Below are 15,141 nucleotides of genomic sequence, written 5' to 3' on the forward strand. Positions count from 1 at the left end.
CGCACCCTAGCGTGGGATGCAGTCTGGCCAAAACCCAACGAATCCAGGGACTTGGGGGTAGGTTGTGCAATTGTTCGGGTTCCCTGGAAGAATGGGGAATCCATGGTTGCCTACCTGCACGCCGCACCCGCCCCTGAGAGCTCCACCCCGCCGGGAGGTCGTGACGCACTCGCCCTGCCGGGTGAGGCGTTGGGCTCGGTGTTGCTGGTGGGCGAGGCGGCGCGGCCGGCGGTGACGCAAGCGCTGGTCGCGGAGGGCTTCGAGCCCGTCCACGTGGAGGGCGCTCGCGCGGCGCTGACGTGGCTGGGCCTGGAGGCGGGCGTGTCGCGGCCGGAGTCGGAACCGATGCGGCCGGCGCCGGCGCTGCCCCGGCTGGTCATCATCGACGCGGACCTTCCGGACGGCGACGGCTTCAGCCTCTGCGGCGTGCTCCGGGCGGATGCGCGGTCCGCGCACCTGCCGGTGCTGCTGGTGGCGCGGCACCCGGAGGAGTTCCACCGCGACCTGGCCGCGGGCGTGGGCGCGGACGAATACCTGGTGGAGCCGGTGGACGCGCGCGACGTGGCGGTGCTCGCGCGGCTCAAGGCGGGGCGGCGCGGCGAGGAGGACGTCTACGACGCGCACACCACGACGCTGCCCCTGGTGGGGCTGGTGCGCGCGCTGCTGTCCGGCGTGCGCTCCGGACGCGTGGTGCTGGCGGAGGACACCGGCGCCTTCGTCTTCCGCCACGGCCAGGTGGTGGACGCGAGCTTCCACGGCGAGCGCGGCAGCCTCGCGTTCCGGCGCCTGCTGTGCTTCGGCGCGGGCGAGTACACGGTGACGTTCGGCCCGGAGCTGCAGCGGGGCAGCTTCTCCCTGGACCGCGCCTTCCTGTGCGAGCAGCTGGAGCCCGGCCTGGAGCGCTTCGAGCAACTGCGCGTGAAGGGGCTGCCCCTGGCGGCGCGGCTCACGGTGGACTTCAACCGGCTGGCGCGCGAGCTGCCCTCGCTCCCTGAAGACGTGGAGCAGGTGGTGCGCCTCTTCGATGGCCGGCGCACCGTGCGCGCGATGCTGCTGGAGTGCCGCTTCCCGGAGGCGCTGGCCTACGAGGCGGCCACCCGCCTGTTCATGCTGGGCGTGCTGGTGCCCGCCATCCTGGTGGAGGAGCGCGAGCGCGCCCGGGAGTCTGCGGGGCCGCCCCGCCTGTTCGAGCCCGTCCTGGCGCCCGACTCGGAGCCGGACGCGTCGTAGGGGTTTGACTCGGGCGGCCTGCTCGGGGCACAAGGCCGGGAGCGCCACGGGCTGAACGCCCGTCCACCCCTCGCCGAAGCCGCCGCCATGTCCGGTCACAACCGATGGTCGAAACTCAAGCGCCGCAACGCCGTCCTGGGCGTGGCCAAGGGCAAGCTCTACTCCAAGGCCATCAAGGAGATGACCGTCGCCGCGCGGCTGGGCGGGGGTGACCCGGCCAGCAACGCCCGCCTGCGCGTGGCCGTGGCCCAGGCGCGCGAGTCGAACATCCCGCGCGACACCATCGAGCGCGCCATCAAGAAGGGCACGGGCGAGCTGGCCGGCGAGGCCTACGAAGAGGTGACGTACGAGGGCTACGGCCCCGGCGGCGTCGCGCTCATCATCGAGTGCCTCACCGACAACCGGAACCGCTCCGCCAGCGACGTGCGAAATCTCCTGGGCAACTACGGCGGGAACATGGGTGCGGAAGGCGCCGTGGGCTGGATGTTCCACAAGAAGGGCGTCATCACCGTGAAGCCCGGCCCCACCGAGGACCAGGTGATGGAGAAGGCCCTGGACGCGGGCGCCGAGGACGTCGTGGACCAGGGGCCGGACGGCTTCGAGGTGCGCACCGCCCCGGCGGACCTGCACGCGGTGGGCGCGAAGCTGGAGGCCGCCGGCCTGCCCCTGGGCGAACAGAAGTGGACCTTCGTGCCGCAGAACACCGTGAAGGTGGAAGGCGACAACGCGAAGCGCCTGTTGAAGCTGATGGACGCGCTCGACGACAACGACGACGTGCAGCACGTGCACGCGAACTTCGAAATCGACGAGTCCCTGATGGAGTCGCTGTCCACGTAAGGCCCTGACGGGCGCGTGGGAAAGGAACGGCCGGTGCGCGTGCTCGGCGTGGACCCTGGCAGCCGCTTCATGGGCTTCGGGGTGGTGGAGGAGAAGAAGGGCCGGCTCGTGCACCTGGGCCACGGCGTCATCAAGGTCGTGGAGTCCGCGCCCCTCGCGGAGCGCCTGAAGGACCTGCACGCCGCCCTGAGCGCCGCGCTCCAGCGCTACCAGCCGGAGGCCGTGGCCGTGGAAGGCCTCTTCACCTTCCGCAACGCCCGAAGCGCCCTGGTGCTGGGCCACGCGCGCGGCGTGGCGCTGCTGGCCGCGGCGCAGGCGGGCCTGCCCGTGCACGAGTACGCCCCCGCGAGCGTGAAGAAGTCCGTGGGCGCGAGCGGCGCGGGCAACAAGGACGCGGTGGCGCGCATGGTGCGCACGCTGCTCGGCGTGGACGAGGCGACGCTGGAGCGCGCGGATGCCAGCGACGCGCTCGCCGTCGCGCTGTGCCACCTGAACCAGTTCCGCGTGGGCATGCCCCGCGCCAGCGCGCCCGGCAACGGCAAGCGCAAGGGGGCCGCGTCGGTGCTCGCGGACCGCCTGTCGTCCGCCTACCAGCGCCCGGAGGCCCGCCGATGATCGCCCGGTTGCGTGGCAACGTGTTGGAGAAGGGCGCGGAGGACGCCGTCGTCGACGTGAACGGCGTGGGCTACCGCGTGAACCTGTCCACCGTGTCGCTGGGGAAGCTGCCCGCGGACGGCCAGCCGGTGGACCTCCGCATCCGCACCGTGGTGCGCGAGGACGCCTTCGAGCTCTTCGGCTTCCTCTCCCCGCAGGAGGAGGAGCTCTTCCAGTTGCTCAACACCGTGTCCCGCGTCGGCCCGCGCATGGCCCTGGGCGTGATGTCCGGCATGGAGGTGGGCGAGCTCATCGCGGCGCTGTCTCGCGGTGAGACGGCCCGGCTCGCGAAGATCCACGGCGTGGGCAAGAAGACCGCGGAGCGGCTCGTGCTGGAGCTCAAGGAGAAGGTGCGCAACCTCCACTCGGAGGGCATCGCGCGCGGCACCACGCCCCGCGCGCCCGTCACCTCCGGCAACAAGTCCGACCTCGTCTCCGCGCTGCTCAACCTGGGCTACAAGCAGCCCCAGGCGGAGAAGGCCGCGGACGTCGTCATCGAGCGGCTGGGCCCGGACGCCACCTTCCAGGCCCTCTTCCGCGAAGCCCTCAAGTCCCTGCGCTCCACGCCGTGACTCCCGGACACCGCCTTGCCCTCCAGGGCAAGACGCGGTGTTTCCGGGGCTGGGAAATCCTCGGAAAATACGCGCAACTCTTTTTCCCGTATGACTCCGCGGACATCCCCCGGCGAACGGTTCTTCCGTTCGCTGGACGGCATCCGCCACTCCACGCCGCTCACGGCCTGACAGTGCTGGGCCATCCTGGCCGGCCATGAGCTGGCTCATTCCGCTGAAAACATCAATTTCCAGCGCAGGTGCGGTGACTCCGAAAGGATCCTGCCGCCCCGAGGAGGCGTGTGTGATGGCGGCGTGGCGTGGTGTTCCGGTCCTCGTGCTGCTGCTCTCCGGCGTCTTCTTCGGGGTGGGGTGTGGCGCGGCGGACGGTGAGGCCGGGGTGGCGTGGGGCAGGGCGTCGGTGGCGATGGAGGACGCGGTGGACGCGGTGGCTTCCGAAGCACCGCAGCCGTGTGGTCCGTCCGCGCGGCCCGTGGGCGACCTGCGTGCCGGCGCGGAGGGCAGCGCGCCGGAGCTGCTGGTGGAGGTGGACGGGCGCGTCTTCTACGGCGCGGATGACGGCGTGACGGGCAGCGAGCTGTGGGTGACGGACGGGCGCGACACGGACTCGCGCCGGGTGAAGGACCTGCGGCCCGGGGCGTATGGCAGCACGCCGCGCTTCCTCACGCGGATGGGCGGGCGGCTGTTCTTCGTCGCGGACGACGGGGTGAGCGGGCCGGAGCTGTGGCGGAGCGACGGCACCGAGGCGGGCACGGTGCTGGTGGCGGACCTGCGGCCCGGAGCGCAGGGCAGCGCGCCGGACGGGCTGCGGGTGGTGGGCTCGCGGCTGTACTTCACCGCGGATGACGGCGTGCACGGCCGCGAGCTGTGGAGCACCGACGGCACGGCGCGGGGCACGCAGCTCACGCAGGAGTTCGCGCCCGGGCCCGGCTCCCTGTTCCTGGACGACCTCACGGAGTGGAACGGGAAGCTGGCGCTGGTGGCGTACGGCGACACGGTGACGCTCTGGGTGTTGGACGTCGGCACCGGAACCTCGCGAGCGCTCTTCCGGGGCACGGCCTGGACGGCGCTCTTCGCGCTGACGCCCGCGGGGAGCGACCGCCTCTTCTTCCTCGTGGACGCGGGCTGGGGGGAGGCGGACCTCTGGGTGACGCGGGGCCAGCCCCTCACCACGTTCCCGCTGCGCCACTTCGAAGGGGACTACCCGTCGGAGCTCACGCCGCTGGGCGGCAGCGTGTACTTCATGGCCGGCGCGGAGGGCTTCTTCGGCGAACCCGGCGACATGCTTCACGGCGGTGAGCTGTGGAGGAGCGACGGCACGCCCCTGGGCACGCGCATGGTGAAGGACGTGTGGCCGGGGCCCGAGGGCTCGCAGCCCTCCGGGCTGACGGTGATGAACGGGCGGCTGTACTTCGCGGCGGATGACGGCGTGCACGGCCGCGAGCCGTGGAGAAGCGACGGCACCGCGCAGGGCACGGGGCTCGTGCAGGACCTGGAACCGGGCCCGGTGGGCAGCGCCCCCATGGCCTTCGTCGTGACGGACGGGTGGCTCTTCTTCTCCGCGATGACGGCCGACCGGGGCCGCGAGGGCTGGTACTCCAACGGCGCCCCGGGCCACGTGGAACCCATGCGCGACATCGCGCCCGCGGGGCTCCACGCGAATCCGCGCGGGTTCGTGCGCGCGGGCGGGAACGTCTTCTTCCTGGCCAGCACGCCGGTCCACGGCGAGGAGCCCTGGACGCTGCCGTTCCTCCCCGCGGCCTACTGCAGCCCCCGCTAGGCTTGGAGTTTGAAGCCGCTCAGGCCGCGCGGCGCACCGCGGGCGTGGGGTGCAGCCCGCCCGTGTTCGGCGCGGGCAGCACCACGGTGGGGCCCAGGCCCGGGGCCAGGAGGTGCGCGGTGAGCAGCGAGGACGGGTGGAAGTTCACGAACGACGCGTCATGCGCGGACGGCCCCGCGAAGAGCTTCTCCACCACCATGGACGCGTACTGCTCCAGCGAGTCCTCGCGCGTGTTGCCGTTGAGCACCACCTCCCAGCCCATCTGCTCCGCGAAGCGGCGCACGCCGGGGATGCGCGACAACAGCGGCGTGAAGCTCTCCGTGCTCACGCCGTTCTCGCTCACCACGAACACTTCGTTCGCGGTGGCCACCGCCAGGGACATGTTCCCCTGCGTGTGGCCGGGCGTGCTCAGCAGCGCCGCGCCCTGGCCCAGCCACGTGTCCCCGTCCAGCAGCACCACGCGCTCCTCGGGGACGTCCGTGCCGCCGGGCACGAACCACACGTGCTGCATGGGGTGCAGGTGCTTCACCATGGTCCACTCGGCGCGCTGCACCAGCAGCTTCGCCCGGGGGAAGACGCCCGCCGAGCCGTCACCGCCCAGCCAGCCGCGCAGGTCCTGGATGTGCAGGTGGTCGAAGGCCAGGTAGTCCACGTCCGACGGCGTCAGCCCCAGCTGCTCCAGGTGGCCCTGCACCGTGCCGTGGCGGGTGGACATCACCTTGTCGGAGAGGAACGCGCCGTAGCGCTCGCGCAGCGCGCGGTAGAAGGGCGCCGCATGGCCCCGCTCGTAGTCGGTGGGGTTGAAGAGCAGGGTGCGCCGCTGGCCGGTGCCGGCCTCCGCGAACTGCACCACCTGCATGCGGTTGGTCATCATCACGTAGGGCGCCGGAGACAGCGCCGCCCCGCTGAAGGCGAACAGCGTGGGGTAGGGGAACGTGATGAGGTCGCGGGTGGCCACCGCCGCCACCGGACCCTCCCGGACGAAGGCCTCGCGCGCCTCCAGCGCGGCGCGGCGCAGCTTCTGCAGGCGGGGACCGGGCGAACGCTCGGCGCGGGCCTCGGGCAGCAGGGGCAGGGGACGGAACGGGGCGGAGGCGGAAACCATGACGCGACTCCCTTCGGGCAGGGGGACAGGCCCCCTGGCTGGCCGGCCGGCGTGCCACTCCGAGTGTAGCGCCGCCAGAAGGGCAGCGACACGTGGCCCCTTCGCTGTATAGGGTCGGAATGGCGATGGCGAGGAAGTCCGACGACACCCTCTCGGGAGATGTTCAGCCGGAAGACATCCGGCTGGAGGCCTCCCTGCGCCCGCGCACCTTCGACGAGTACGTGGGGCAGGGGGCGGTCGTCGAGAAGCTCAAGGTGTACGTGGCCGCGGCGAAGAGCCGGGGCGACGCGCTGGACCACTGTCTGTTCTCCGGACCCCCGGGCCTGGGCAAGACGTCGCTCGCGCACATCATCGCGAACGAGCTGGGCGTGGGCATCCACGTCACCAGCGGCCCCGCGCTGGAGAAGAAGGGGGACCTGGCGGGCCTGCTCACCAACCTCAACGAGCGGGACATCCTCTTCATCGATGAAATCCACCGCCTCAACGCCGCCGTGGAGGAGTACCTCTACCCGGCGATGGAGGACTTCCGGCTGGACATCACCATCGACACCGGGCCCGCCGCCCGCGCGATGAAAATTGATTTGCCGCCCTTCACCCTGGTGGGCGCCACCACGCGCACGGGCCTGCTCACGTCCCCCCTGCGCGACCGCTTCCAGATCCAGGACCGCCTGGAGTACTACGAGCCGAAGTTCCTGGAGCAGATCCTCGACCGCTCCGCGCGCATCCTCGGCGTGCCCATGGACCGCGCCGCCAGCCGCGAGGTCTCCACCCGCTCGCGCGGCACGCCCCGCATCGCGAACCGCCTCTTGCGCCGCCTGCGCGACTTCGCCCAGGTGGAGGGCAACGGCCGCATCACCTACGACCTGGCGCACGACTCCCTGAGCCGCCTGGGCGTGGACGCCAGCGGCCTGGACGCGATGGACCGCAAGATCCTGCTGACCATCCTGGAGAAGTTCGGCGGCGGCCCGGTGGGCGTGGAGACCATCGCCGCGAGCGTGGGCGAGCAGCGCGACACCATCGAGGACGTCTACGAGCCCTTCCTCATGCAGGAGGGCTTCCTCATGCGCACGCCCCGCGGCCGCACCGCCACGCTGCGCACCTACCAGTACTTCAAGAAGACGCCGCCCCCCACCCCACAGGGGACCCTCTTCTAGCCCCAGCCCTTCCGCCATGAGCCAAGCCTCCGCGCCCGCCGTGCCCACGGTCCTCCCCGGTTCCCGCGACTACTACGGCGACCTGATGCGCGCCTCGCAGGCCACGCGCGCGGGCTTCCTCGCGGAGAGGGAGCGCTGGCTCCGGGGCGTGCCGGTGGAGGGCCGCGAGGAGCTGCTCTTCGAGTTCGAGATGTGGCTGCGCGCCGTGGAGCGCTACTTGAACCTCCACAACTCCGTGGTGGACGCCCGCGCCCGGCCGCTGGTCACGCGCGACTTCCACGAGGAGCTGGTGGACGTGCGCGACGCCATGGAGCGCGCGGTGCGCGTCGCCCGGCACCTGCAGGACCCGGACAGCGACCCGAAGATGGTCTTCCGCAAGTACGTGGAGACCCAGCTCGCGGATGACCGCGTGCGCCGGCTGCTGATTGAAGAAGAGCTGGACCAGGAGACCCCGCCGGAGAGCCTCTTCGTCGTGCGCGAGGCCTTCGACGCGCTGAAGAACCTGCTCGACAACCTGCTCCAGCTGCCGCTCATCGGCCTGTCGCTGTTCCAGGACGTGGGCAAGCTGACGCTGCGGGAGATCGTCCTCAACCGCTACTTCCGCCCCTTCCGCCCGCTGGAGTTCCGCGTCGAGTACGACCGGCTTCGCTCCGTGCGCCTGCTGGATGTCCTGGGCACGCTGCCTTCCGACACGCGGCCCCTCTTCACCACCGCGTTCCTGGGCCTCTTCCGCGTGCTGCACTACCTGACGCACGTGGACCCGGAGTCCCAGCCGCCCGTGCCGCGCCGCGTGCGCGTGCTCCTGTCGCTGGTGCGCGGGGAGGTCTCCGCCGTCGCCAGCTACCTGCACACGGAGCTGTCCCCCAAGGCCGGCCCCAAGCACCTGCAGGCCGCCACGCTGCGCGCCGCGCGCGACCTGGCCCGGGAGACGGACCGCATCTCCCGCGATGTGCTGGTGGACCTGGACCGCGACCCCGCCGCCCCCCTGCGCGCCGCGGAGGCCTTCACCACGCTGCTGCGCCAGCAGATCGTCGCGCTGGTGGACGCGCTGTCCCCCAACGGCTCGCTGGGGGACGAGGCCTTCGCCCACCTCACCAGCGCCCAGGACGCCGCGCTGCGCCTGCGCAAGGACCTGTGGGTCTACGCCCAGCTCTGCCGCGCCGCCGAGAGCCACCTGCGCGCGGAGGACGTCGTGGCCGCCGAGCGCGTGCTGGAGGCCCTCAAGTCGTTCCTCGACTACTTCCACGACGGCGGCTACCAGCTGCTGCGCTACGCGGACTACGACGCCTTCGACCGCTTCACCTCGCTCCTGGTGGAGCTGCCCTGGCCCCCGGAAGGCCCCGGCATCCGCAGCCGCCTGGCGGAGGACCTCCGGCGGTTCTCACAAACGCTGGAGACCACCTTCCACGCCGTCAGCCGCCGCTCGCTCCTGCAGGGCCGCGGCTTCGACCGGCCGGACGCGGAAGCCCTGCGCGATCGCTTCCTGCCGCCTTCCGGACGCTGACCCACCCTCCCGGTCATGATTTCCGTCAAGCCCCGGACTCTCCGTGAGTCCCGGGCCGGCGTTTGCTTCCGGGCACTCGCCTGCGATAGAGACGCGCCCCTGTTGCGTGGGTGACACGTACTCCCGGTTGGCGCGAAACCGTCCGGGGGTGGCGGGGTCCGAAGGATGGATTCCGGACATCGCTGTCACGGTGGGAGGAGCAGTGGTGGGTTTCCCAAGAGGGGTGTCCGCGCCCCGGTCCAGGCCGTACCCCGTCCGGGTCCCCGGTTCGCCAGCAGTTCCGGGGGGTTGGGAAGGGCCGGGGGGCCCCTCCACGCAGTCCTTGTGTCACGGCCCCGTGGCATGTTGATTGCTCCTATGTGCACCGCGTCAGACCGCGGTGGAACGGCCTGACGGGGCCATACCCCGCGTATGTCAGTACGAAGCAGTCCCTAGAGGCGACACCGACATGCTCCAGCTCACCGACTTCCAGCGCACCCTCTCCCAGCCGGCCGTCTGCCGCGGCGTGGGGCTCCACTCCGGGTTGCCCGTGACGCTGACCCTGAAGCCCGCGCCCGCGGGTCACGGCATCGTCTTCGTCCGCACGGACCTGGCGCGCCCGGTGAGCATCCCCGCGCTGGCGGAGTACGTGGTGGACACGTCGCTGGCCACCACCCTGGGCCGGGACGGCGTGAAGGTGGGCACGGTGGAGCACCTGATGTCCGCGCTCGCGGCGCTGGGCATCGACAACGTGCGCGCGGAGCTGGACGGGCCGGAAGTGCCCATCATGGACGGCAGCGCGGCGCCCTTCACCCACGCCATCATGGAGGCGGGCTCGCACGAGCTGGACGCGCCTCGCGAGTACCTGGTCATCAAGAAGAGCGTGGTGGTGCAGGACGGCGACAAGCAGGCCTCGCTCACCCCCGCCCGGCGCTTCCGCATCAGCTGCACCATCGACTTCGAGCACCCCGTCATCCAGGGCCAGTCCTTCGACGTGGACGTGAACGACCGGGGCTTCTCGCGTGAGATTTCCCGCGCCCGCACGTTCGGCTTCCTGCGCGACGTGGAGAAGCTCAAGACGCTGGGCCTGGCGCGCGGCGGCTCGCTGGAGAACGCGGTCGTCGTGGACGAGGCCTCCATCCTCAACCCGGACGGCCTGCGCTTCCCGGACGAGTTCGTGCGCCACAAGATCCTGGATGCCATCGGCGACGTGTCGCTGTTCGGCCGGCCTGTCATTGGCCACATGACTGCCTTCAAGACGGGCCACGCGCTCAATCACAAGCTGGTGCGCAAGGTGCTGGCGGACCCCTCCTGCTTCGACATCGTCACCGCGCGCCGCCGGGACGTGGAGGGCCGTGAGTCGGGCCGCGGAAGCCTCGCGGGCGCGTTGGAGCTGGAGCCCCTGGTCGCCTGAACGCCAGACTGGCAATTCCTTGCCAGTCCCGGGGACCTCTATTAAGTCGGCTGGCTATGTCCATGCGCTCTACTCGCATCGCCCTGGCCGCTCTCCTCGCGGCATCCCTCACCGCCGGTTGCAACAAGGAGAAGGCGCCGGCCAATGCCCAGGCGCCCGCCGCGCAGGCCCAGGCGGCCAATGCCGCGGAGCCCTCGGCGGACACCGTGGTGGCCACCTTCGGCAACAACGAGAAGGTCACCTTCGGTGAGCTCAACGAGCGCATCAAGGAGCCGCTGGCCAACCTGGACAAGCAGAAGTTCCAGCTGCGCAAGCGCGGCCTGGAAGGGCTCGTCACGGAGCGCCTGGTGAAGGCCGAGGCCACCAAGCGCGGCATCACCGAGGACCAGCTGCTCAAGGCGGAGATCGACGACAAGATCCCCGCGCCTCCGGAAGAGAAGATCAAGGAGGTGTTCGAGGGCGCCAAGGGCCAGCTGCCCCCGGGCGCGACCTACGAGCAGATGAAGCCGCAGATCGTGGACTTCCTGTCCGGCCAGCAGAAGCAGGAGCAGGCCCAGAAGTTCTTCGACTCGCTCCGCCAGGGCGCCAACGTGAAGTACGAGCTGCCCGAGCCCCCGCGCCCGCCCGCGGAGCGCAAGCAGGTGGCCGCCACCGGCCCGTCCAAGGGTCCGGAGAACGCGCCGGTCACCATCGTGGAGTTCAGCGACTTCCAGTGCCCGTTCTGCAGCCGCGCCATCGCGTCGGTGGACCAGGTGACGAAGACCTACGGCGACAAGGTGCGCCTGGTGTTCCGCCAGTTCCCCCTGGACTTCCACAAGCAGGCGCAGAAGGCCGCCGAGGCCTCGCTGTGCGCCAACGACCAGGGCAAGTTCTGGGAGATGCACGACAAGCTCTTCGCCAGCCAGCAGGCGCTGGGCGTGGATGACCTGAAGAAGTACGCGGGCGAGCTGAAGCTGGACACCGCCAAGTTCAACTCCTGCCTCGACTCCGGCGAGAAGGCCGCGACGGTGAAGGCGGACATGGCGGACGGCTCCAAGGTGGGCGTCAGCGGCACGCCGGCGTTCTTCATCAACGGCATCATGCTGTCCGGCGCGCAGCCCTTCGACGAGTTCAAGAGCGTCATCGACGCGGAGCTCAAGGGCGCGAAGTAGTCCTGAAGCTCGGCAGTGAGGGAGGGCTGCGGTGGCGTCCAAACCCAGGGCCACGCCCCGCGTGAGCGGTGAGGCGGCTTCGCTCGAGCTGGAGCGGCCGCTCGCCGCCGTCGTCTCTCCCACCCGGCCCCTCTCGGCGCACTTCCTGGCGCCGGAGGGGCTGGTGCTCCTCCCGGAATCCCACGGCGCGTCCGGCTTCTTCGCCGGCAGCCTGGAGACGCTCTCGGTCGAGGAGGTGTTCGCTCAAATCCTCTCCGGCATCCGCACGGGCCAGCTCGTCGTGCAGCACGGCGGCGTGCGCCGCACGGTGGCCTTCCGCGACGGGCAGGTGGTCTTCGCCACCTCCAGCGAGCGCTGGGAGCGGCTGGGCGCGGTGATGGTGCGGCTGGGGCTCCTGACGGAGGCGAAGCTCGCCCAGGCGCTCGCGCAGGTGACGCCCGCGCGCCGGATTGGCCAGGTGCTCACGTCGCAGGGGCTGGTCTCCGAGGCCAGCCTCTACAGCGCCATGACGTTCGTGGTGCGCGAGGTGGTGCTCAACCTCTTCGAGATGGTGGAGGGCAGCTTCCTCTTCCTGGAGGCCAAGGCCCCGGCGGTGGACGCGGTGAAGCTGCCGGAGCGCACGCGCGACCTGGTGCTCACCGGCATCAAGCGCGCGGAGGAGACGGGCCGGCTGCGCCGCCGCTTCCCGGACGACATGCGCGTGACGCCCGGCCCCCAGGGCGCGCTGCCCGGCGAGGAGGCCCTGTTCGCCAGGCTGGGCGAGGGCACCACGCTGGGCGTGCTCCGGGCCGCCTACGCGGGCAGCCTGTACGCGTTCTACAGCGGCGTGGAGGAGGCGGTGCGCGGCGGCCACCTGGCCGTGCGGCCCGCGGAGGCGCCTCCCGCCCCGGGCCCCGCGGTGGAGGGCATGGCCTGGGAGCTCCTGTCCGCGGAGGAGCGCTACAACCTCCTCCTGTCCCTGGTGCACCGCGCGCTGCGCGAGGCGGGCCGGGACGTGGACCTGCTGCGCGGCTTCGTGGAGGCGCCGCCCCCGGGGCTGGAGGACGCCTACCAGGGCGTCACGCTGGGGCCGGACGGGCGCGTGGACGTGGCCCGGCTGCGCGCCAACGTGTCCACCAGCGGCGGTGAGGCGGTGGGCCGGGCGATGGCGCTGGAGGCGCTGGACGCGTTCGTGTCCTACGCGCTGTTCTCCGCGCGCAACGTGCTGCCCGCGGACGTGGCCGAGCGGCTGGCCAACACCTACCGGACCCTCCAGGGCGGCCTGACGTAGCCCAGGCCCCAGGCGGGGAGTTTCCTCCGTCGGACAGCGTACACCGCCCCCACGTGCCCCTGGCGGCCCCTGGGGTGGGTGCCCACGTTCCTCGCCACGGCTGGTGGCAGGCGGGGGACGAGCGACATGGGCGCGATGCGGATGTTGGGGTGGGGTGTGCTTCTGCTGAGCACGGCGTGTGGCGCGTCCCGGACGGCGGTGACGAAGGCGGAGCCCGGCACGGGCGGCTCGGGCAGGGCTTCCGATGAGTCCGCCATCGCCTCCACCACGCGGCGCTACGTGGACGAGGACCTGGGCTTCGAAATCGTCCGGCCCACCGCGGAGTGGCAACTGGACGAGACGAACGAGCGCACCCCGGAGGGGCTGGCGATTCCCGTCATCCTGCGCCACCGCGTGACGGGGGCCCAGGTGGTGCTGCAGGTGGCGCCCGGCGTGGCCACGCCCGTGCAGTTCGCGGAGCGGCTGACGCAGGGGCTGCGCCAGCAGCCGGGCTTCACCACCACGGATCCGCGGCCCATCGCGCTGTCGGACAACGCCGTGGGCTTCGACTTCCAGGTGGGGGAGGGCGTGCGCGGCAAGGTGGCCGTGCGCGAGGGCAACTCCGGCCGCGTGCTGATGATGCTGGCCACGTGGCCCACGGAGGCCTCCGCCGACATCACCCAGAGCGTGGACGACCTGATGGCCGGTGTCCGTCCGCTCCCGGAGCCGAGCGTGGCGGTGCGCTCGACGCCCCGGACGCCCTGAAAAGGGAAAGGCCCCAGGCCTCACGCCGCGGAAGGCGTGGGACCCAGGGCCCTTGAAGCCCCGCGCTGACCTTAAGCGCGGGCCGGCTTGCCCTTGGCGGCCTTCGGGGCCTTGGCGGCCTTGGGCGCCTTGGTGGCGGGAGACTCGGCCTTGGTGGGCTCCGGCTGCGAGGCGACCTCCGTGGCCCGGCGGCGCACCAGCTCCACCAGCGTGCGCGCGCCCACGCCCGTGCCACCCTTGTTGAGGTAGCCGCGCTCCTTGGGGCTGTTGGACGGACCGGCGATATCCAGGTGCACCCAGGGCGTGTCGCCCACGAACTCCTTGAGGAAGAGGGCCGCGTTGATGGCGCCGCCCCAGCGCTCGCCGGAGTTCTTCATGTCCGCCACTTCCGAGCGCAGCGCGTCCTTCTGCAGGTCGCTGACGGGCAGGCGCCACATCTCCTCGCCCGCGGCGCGCGCGGCGGCGAGCACGCTGTTCACCGTGTCGTCGTCGTCGCCGAAGGCGCCCACGATGTAGTTGCCCAGCGCCACCATGCACGCGCCCGTGAGCGTCGCCAGGTCGATGATGGCGGACGGCTCGTGCTCGGCGGCCCAGGTGATCATGTCACCCAGCACCAGGCGGCCTTCCGCGTCCGTGTTGGTGATCTCCACCGTCTTGCCGGAGCGCGCCGTGAGGATGTCACCCGGCTTGTACGCCGTGCCGGACGGCATGTTCTCACACGCGCCGATGAAGGCGTGCACGGGGAAGGGCGGCTTCACCACGGAGCCGATGACCTTCATCGCGGCCAGCACCGCGGCGGAGCCGGCCATGTCCGTCTTCATCTCCACCATGCCCTCGGTGGGCTTGAGCGACAGGCCGCCCGAGTCGAACGTGATGGCCTTGCCCACCAGCGCCAGCGGGGCGCGCTTGGCGTCCTTCGCGTTCTTCGGCGTGTAGACGAGGTGGATGAGCCGGGGCTCCTGCACGCTGCCGGCGGTGACGCCCAGGAACATGCCCATGTTCAGGCGTTCGATCTCCTTGCGCCCGCCAATCTCCGCCGTGAGCCCGCCTTCCTTCGCGGCCTGCTGCGCGGCCTGCGCCAGCTTCGTGGGGGTCACCACGTTGGGGGGCTCGTTGACCAGGTCGCGCGCCCAGTTGACGGCCTCCGCCAGCTTCAGGCCCAGGTTCAGCGCGTCGTCCAGCGCGCGCGACTTCTCCGTGCCCTCCGGCAGGGACAGCGTGGCGCGCGTCAGCTTGGGCGCGCCCTTCTCCTCGCGCGCGGCGGACTTGTACTTGTCGAAGCGGTAGACGCCCAGCTCCAGGCCCTCCACCACCGCGCGCACGGCCATCGCCGCGTCGTCCGTGGCGGGCACGCGGAAGCCGATGGCGGTGGCCTTCAGCCGCTGCGCCGTCTTCGCCGCGCGGCCCGCGGCCAGCCGCAGCACCTCCGGCTGGAAGCGCGCGCGGTTGCCCAGGCCCAGCAAGAGGACGCGGTCGGAGCCCAGCTTCCCCAGGGTGTGCAGGAGGAAGGACTGGTCCCCCTTGCCCTTGAAGCCCTCCTGGGTGGCGGCGGCGCGCAGCTTGCCCTCCAGGGCCGAGTCCGCGGCAGCCAGCGCCGCGGGGGCGGAATCACCCAGCTCGCCCTCGAAGAGGGGGATGACGAGCAGCTCACCGCTCACCGGCGCGGCTTCACCGGAGACGAGACTGAATTGCATGGCGACTTGGACTCCTGAAAAGGAAGGGGGTGATCCGAGGGGCGCGACTGTAG

Annotated in this window: 13 protein-coding genes; 11 read left to right on the forward strand and 2 right to left on the reverse strand. The window is 71.5% G+C overall.

The annotated features are described in order from the left end of the window. Positions 1–102 precede the first annotated feature (102 nt). From JYK02_RS06700 to JYK02_RS06720, 5 genes are all read left to right on the forward strand, one after another. Positions 103–1,230: a response regulator gene (locus JYK02_RS06700; protein ID WP_207049804.1), complete on the forward strand. Its 1,128-nt coding sequence runs from the start codon at positions 103–105 to the stop codon at positions 1,228–1,230. An 87-nt stretch (positions 1,231–1,317) separates the two neighbouring features. Beyond that, positions 1,318–2,067: a YebC/PmpR family DNA-binding transcriptional regulator gene (locus JYK02_RS06705; RefSeq protein ID WP_207049806.1), complete on the forward strand. Its 750-nt coding sequence runs from the start codon at positions 1,318–1,320 to the stop codon at positions 2,065–2,067. A 33-nt stretch (positions 2,068–2,100) separates the two neighbouring features. Next, entirely contained in the window at positions 2,101–2,682 is a 582-nt protein-coding gene (gene ruvC, locus JYK02_RS06710) for a crossover junction endodeoxyribonuclease RuvC (protein ID WP_207049808.1), read from the forward strand. Further along, positions 2,679–3,293 (forward strand): Holliday junction branch migration protein RuvA, encoded by a 615-nt coding sequence (ruvA, locus tag JYK02_RS06715; RefSeq protein ID WP_207049810.1) that lies wholly within the window; start codon positions 2,679–2,681, stop codon positions 3,291–3,293. Before ruvC ends, ruvA begins: the two co-directional genes overlap by 4 nt. Before the next feature lie 286 nt (positions 3,294–3,579). Further along, complete coding sequence (locus JYK02_RS06720; RefSeq protein ID WP_207049813.1) at positions 3,580–5,073, forward strand: ELWxxDGT repeat protein; 1,494 nt, start codon at positions 3,580–3,582, stop codon at positions 5,071–5,073. Between the two features lie 19 nt (positions 5,074–5,092). On the opposite strand, the gene JYK02_RS06725 is transcribed toward JYK02_RS06720, so the two are convergent. After that, entirely contained in the window at positions 5,093–6,178 is a 1,086-nt protein-coding gene (locus JYK02_RS06725; RefSeq protein WP_207049815.1) for a hypothetical protein, read from the reverse strand. Between the two features lie 119 nt (positions 6,179–6,297). Between JYK02_RS06725 and ruvB the strand changes: the two genes are divergently transcribed. From ruvB to JYK02_RS06755, 6 genes are all read left to right on the forward strand, one after another. Further along, the gene (ruvB, locus tag JYK02_RS06730; RefSeq protein ID WP_207049826.1) at positions 6,298–7,332 is read left to right on the forward strand and encodes a Holliday junction branch migration DNA helicase RuvB; all 1,035 of its coding nucleotides are present in this window, start codon (positions 6,298–6,300) and stop codon (positions 7,330–7,332) included. A 16-nt stretch (positions 7,333–7,348) separates the two neighbouring features. Further along, entirely contained in the window at positions 7,349–8,836 is a 1,488-nt protein-coding gene (locus JYK02_RS06735; RefSeq protein ID WP_207049828.1) for a hypothetical protein, read from the forward strand. A gap of 448 nt (positions 8,837–9,284) precedes the next feature. After that, positions 9,285–10,229 carry a UDP-3-O-acyl-N-acetylglucosamine deacetylase gene (gene lpxC / locus JYK02_RS06740; RefSeq protein ID WP_207049829.1) on the forward strand — a complete coding sequence of 315 codons (945 nt, stop codon included), beginning with the start codon at positions 9,285–9,287 and terminating at the stop codon, positions 10,227–10,229. A gap of 56 nt (positions 10,230–10,285) precedes the next feature. Beyond that, positions 10,286–11,380 (forward strand): thioredoxin domain-containing protein, encoded by a 1,095-nt coding sequence (locus tag JYK02_RS06745; protein WP_207049830.1) that lies wholly within the window; start codon positions 10,286–10,288, stop codon positions 11,378–11,380. Positions 11,381–11,411: 31 nt separating this feature from the next. Next, positions 11,412–12,650 carry a DUF4388 domain-containing protein gene (locus tag JYK02_RS06750; protein WP_207049831.1) on the forward strand — a complete coding sequence of 413 codons (1,239 nt, stop codon included), beginning with the start codon at positions 11,412–11,414 and terminating at the stop codon, positions 12,648–12,650. 126 nt (positions 12,651–12,776) lie between these two features. Further along, the gene (locus JYK02_RS06755) at positions 12,777–13,394 is read left to right on the forward strand and encodes a hypothetical protein (RefSeq protein WP_207049832.1); all 618 of its coding nucleotides are present in this window, start codon (positions 12,777–12,779) and stop codon (positions 13,392–13,394) included. 71 nt (positions 13,395–13,465) lie between these two features. Here the strand turns inward: JYK02_RS06755 and JYK02_RS06760 are convergent, their stop codons facing one another. After that, on the reverse strand, positions 13,466–15,088 hold the full coding sequence (locus JYK02_RS06760) for a leucyl aminopeptidase (protein ID WP_207049834.1): 1,623 nt from the start codon (positions 15,086–15,088) through the stop codon (positions 13,466–13,468). Positions 15,089–15,141: the final 53 nt, after the last annotated feature.

This window comes from Corallococcus macrosporus (assembly GCF_017302985.1).
GTDB classification, from domain to species: Bacteria; Myxococcota; Myxococcia; order Myxococcales; family Myxococcaceae; genus Corallococcus; species Corallococcus macrosporus_A.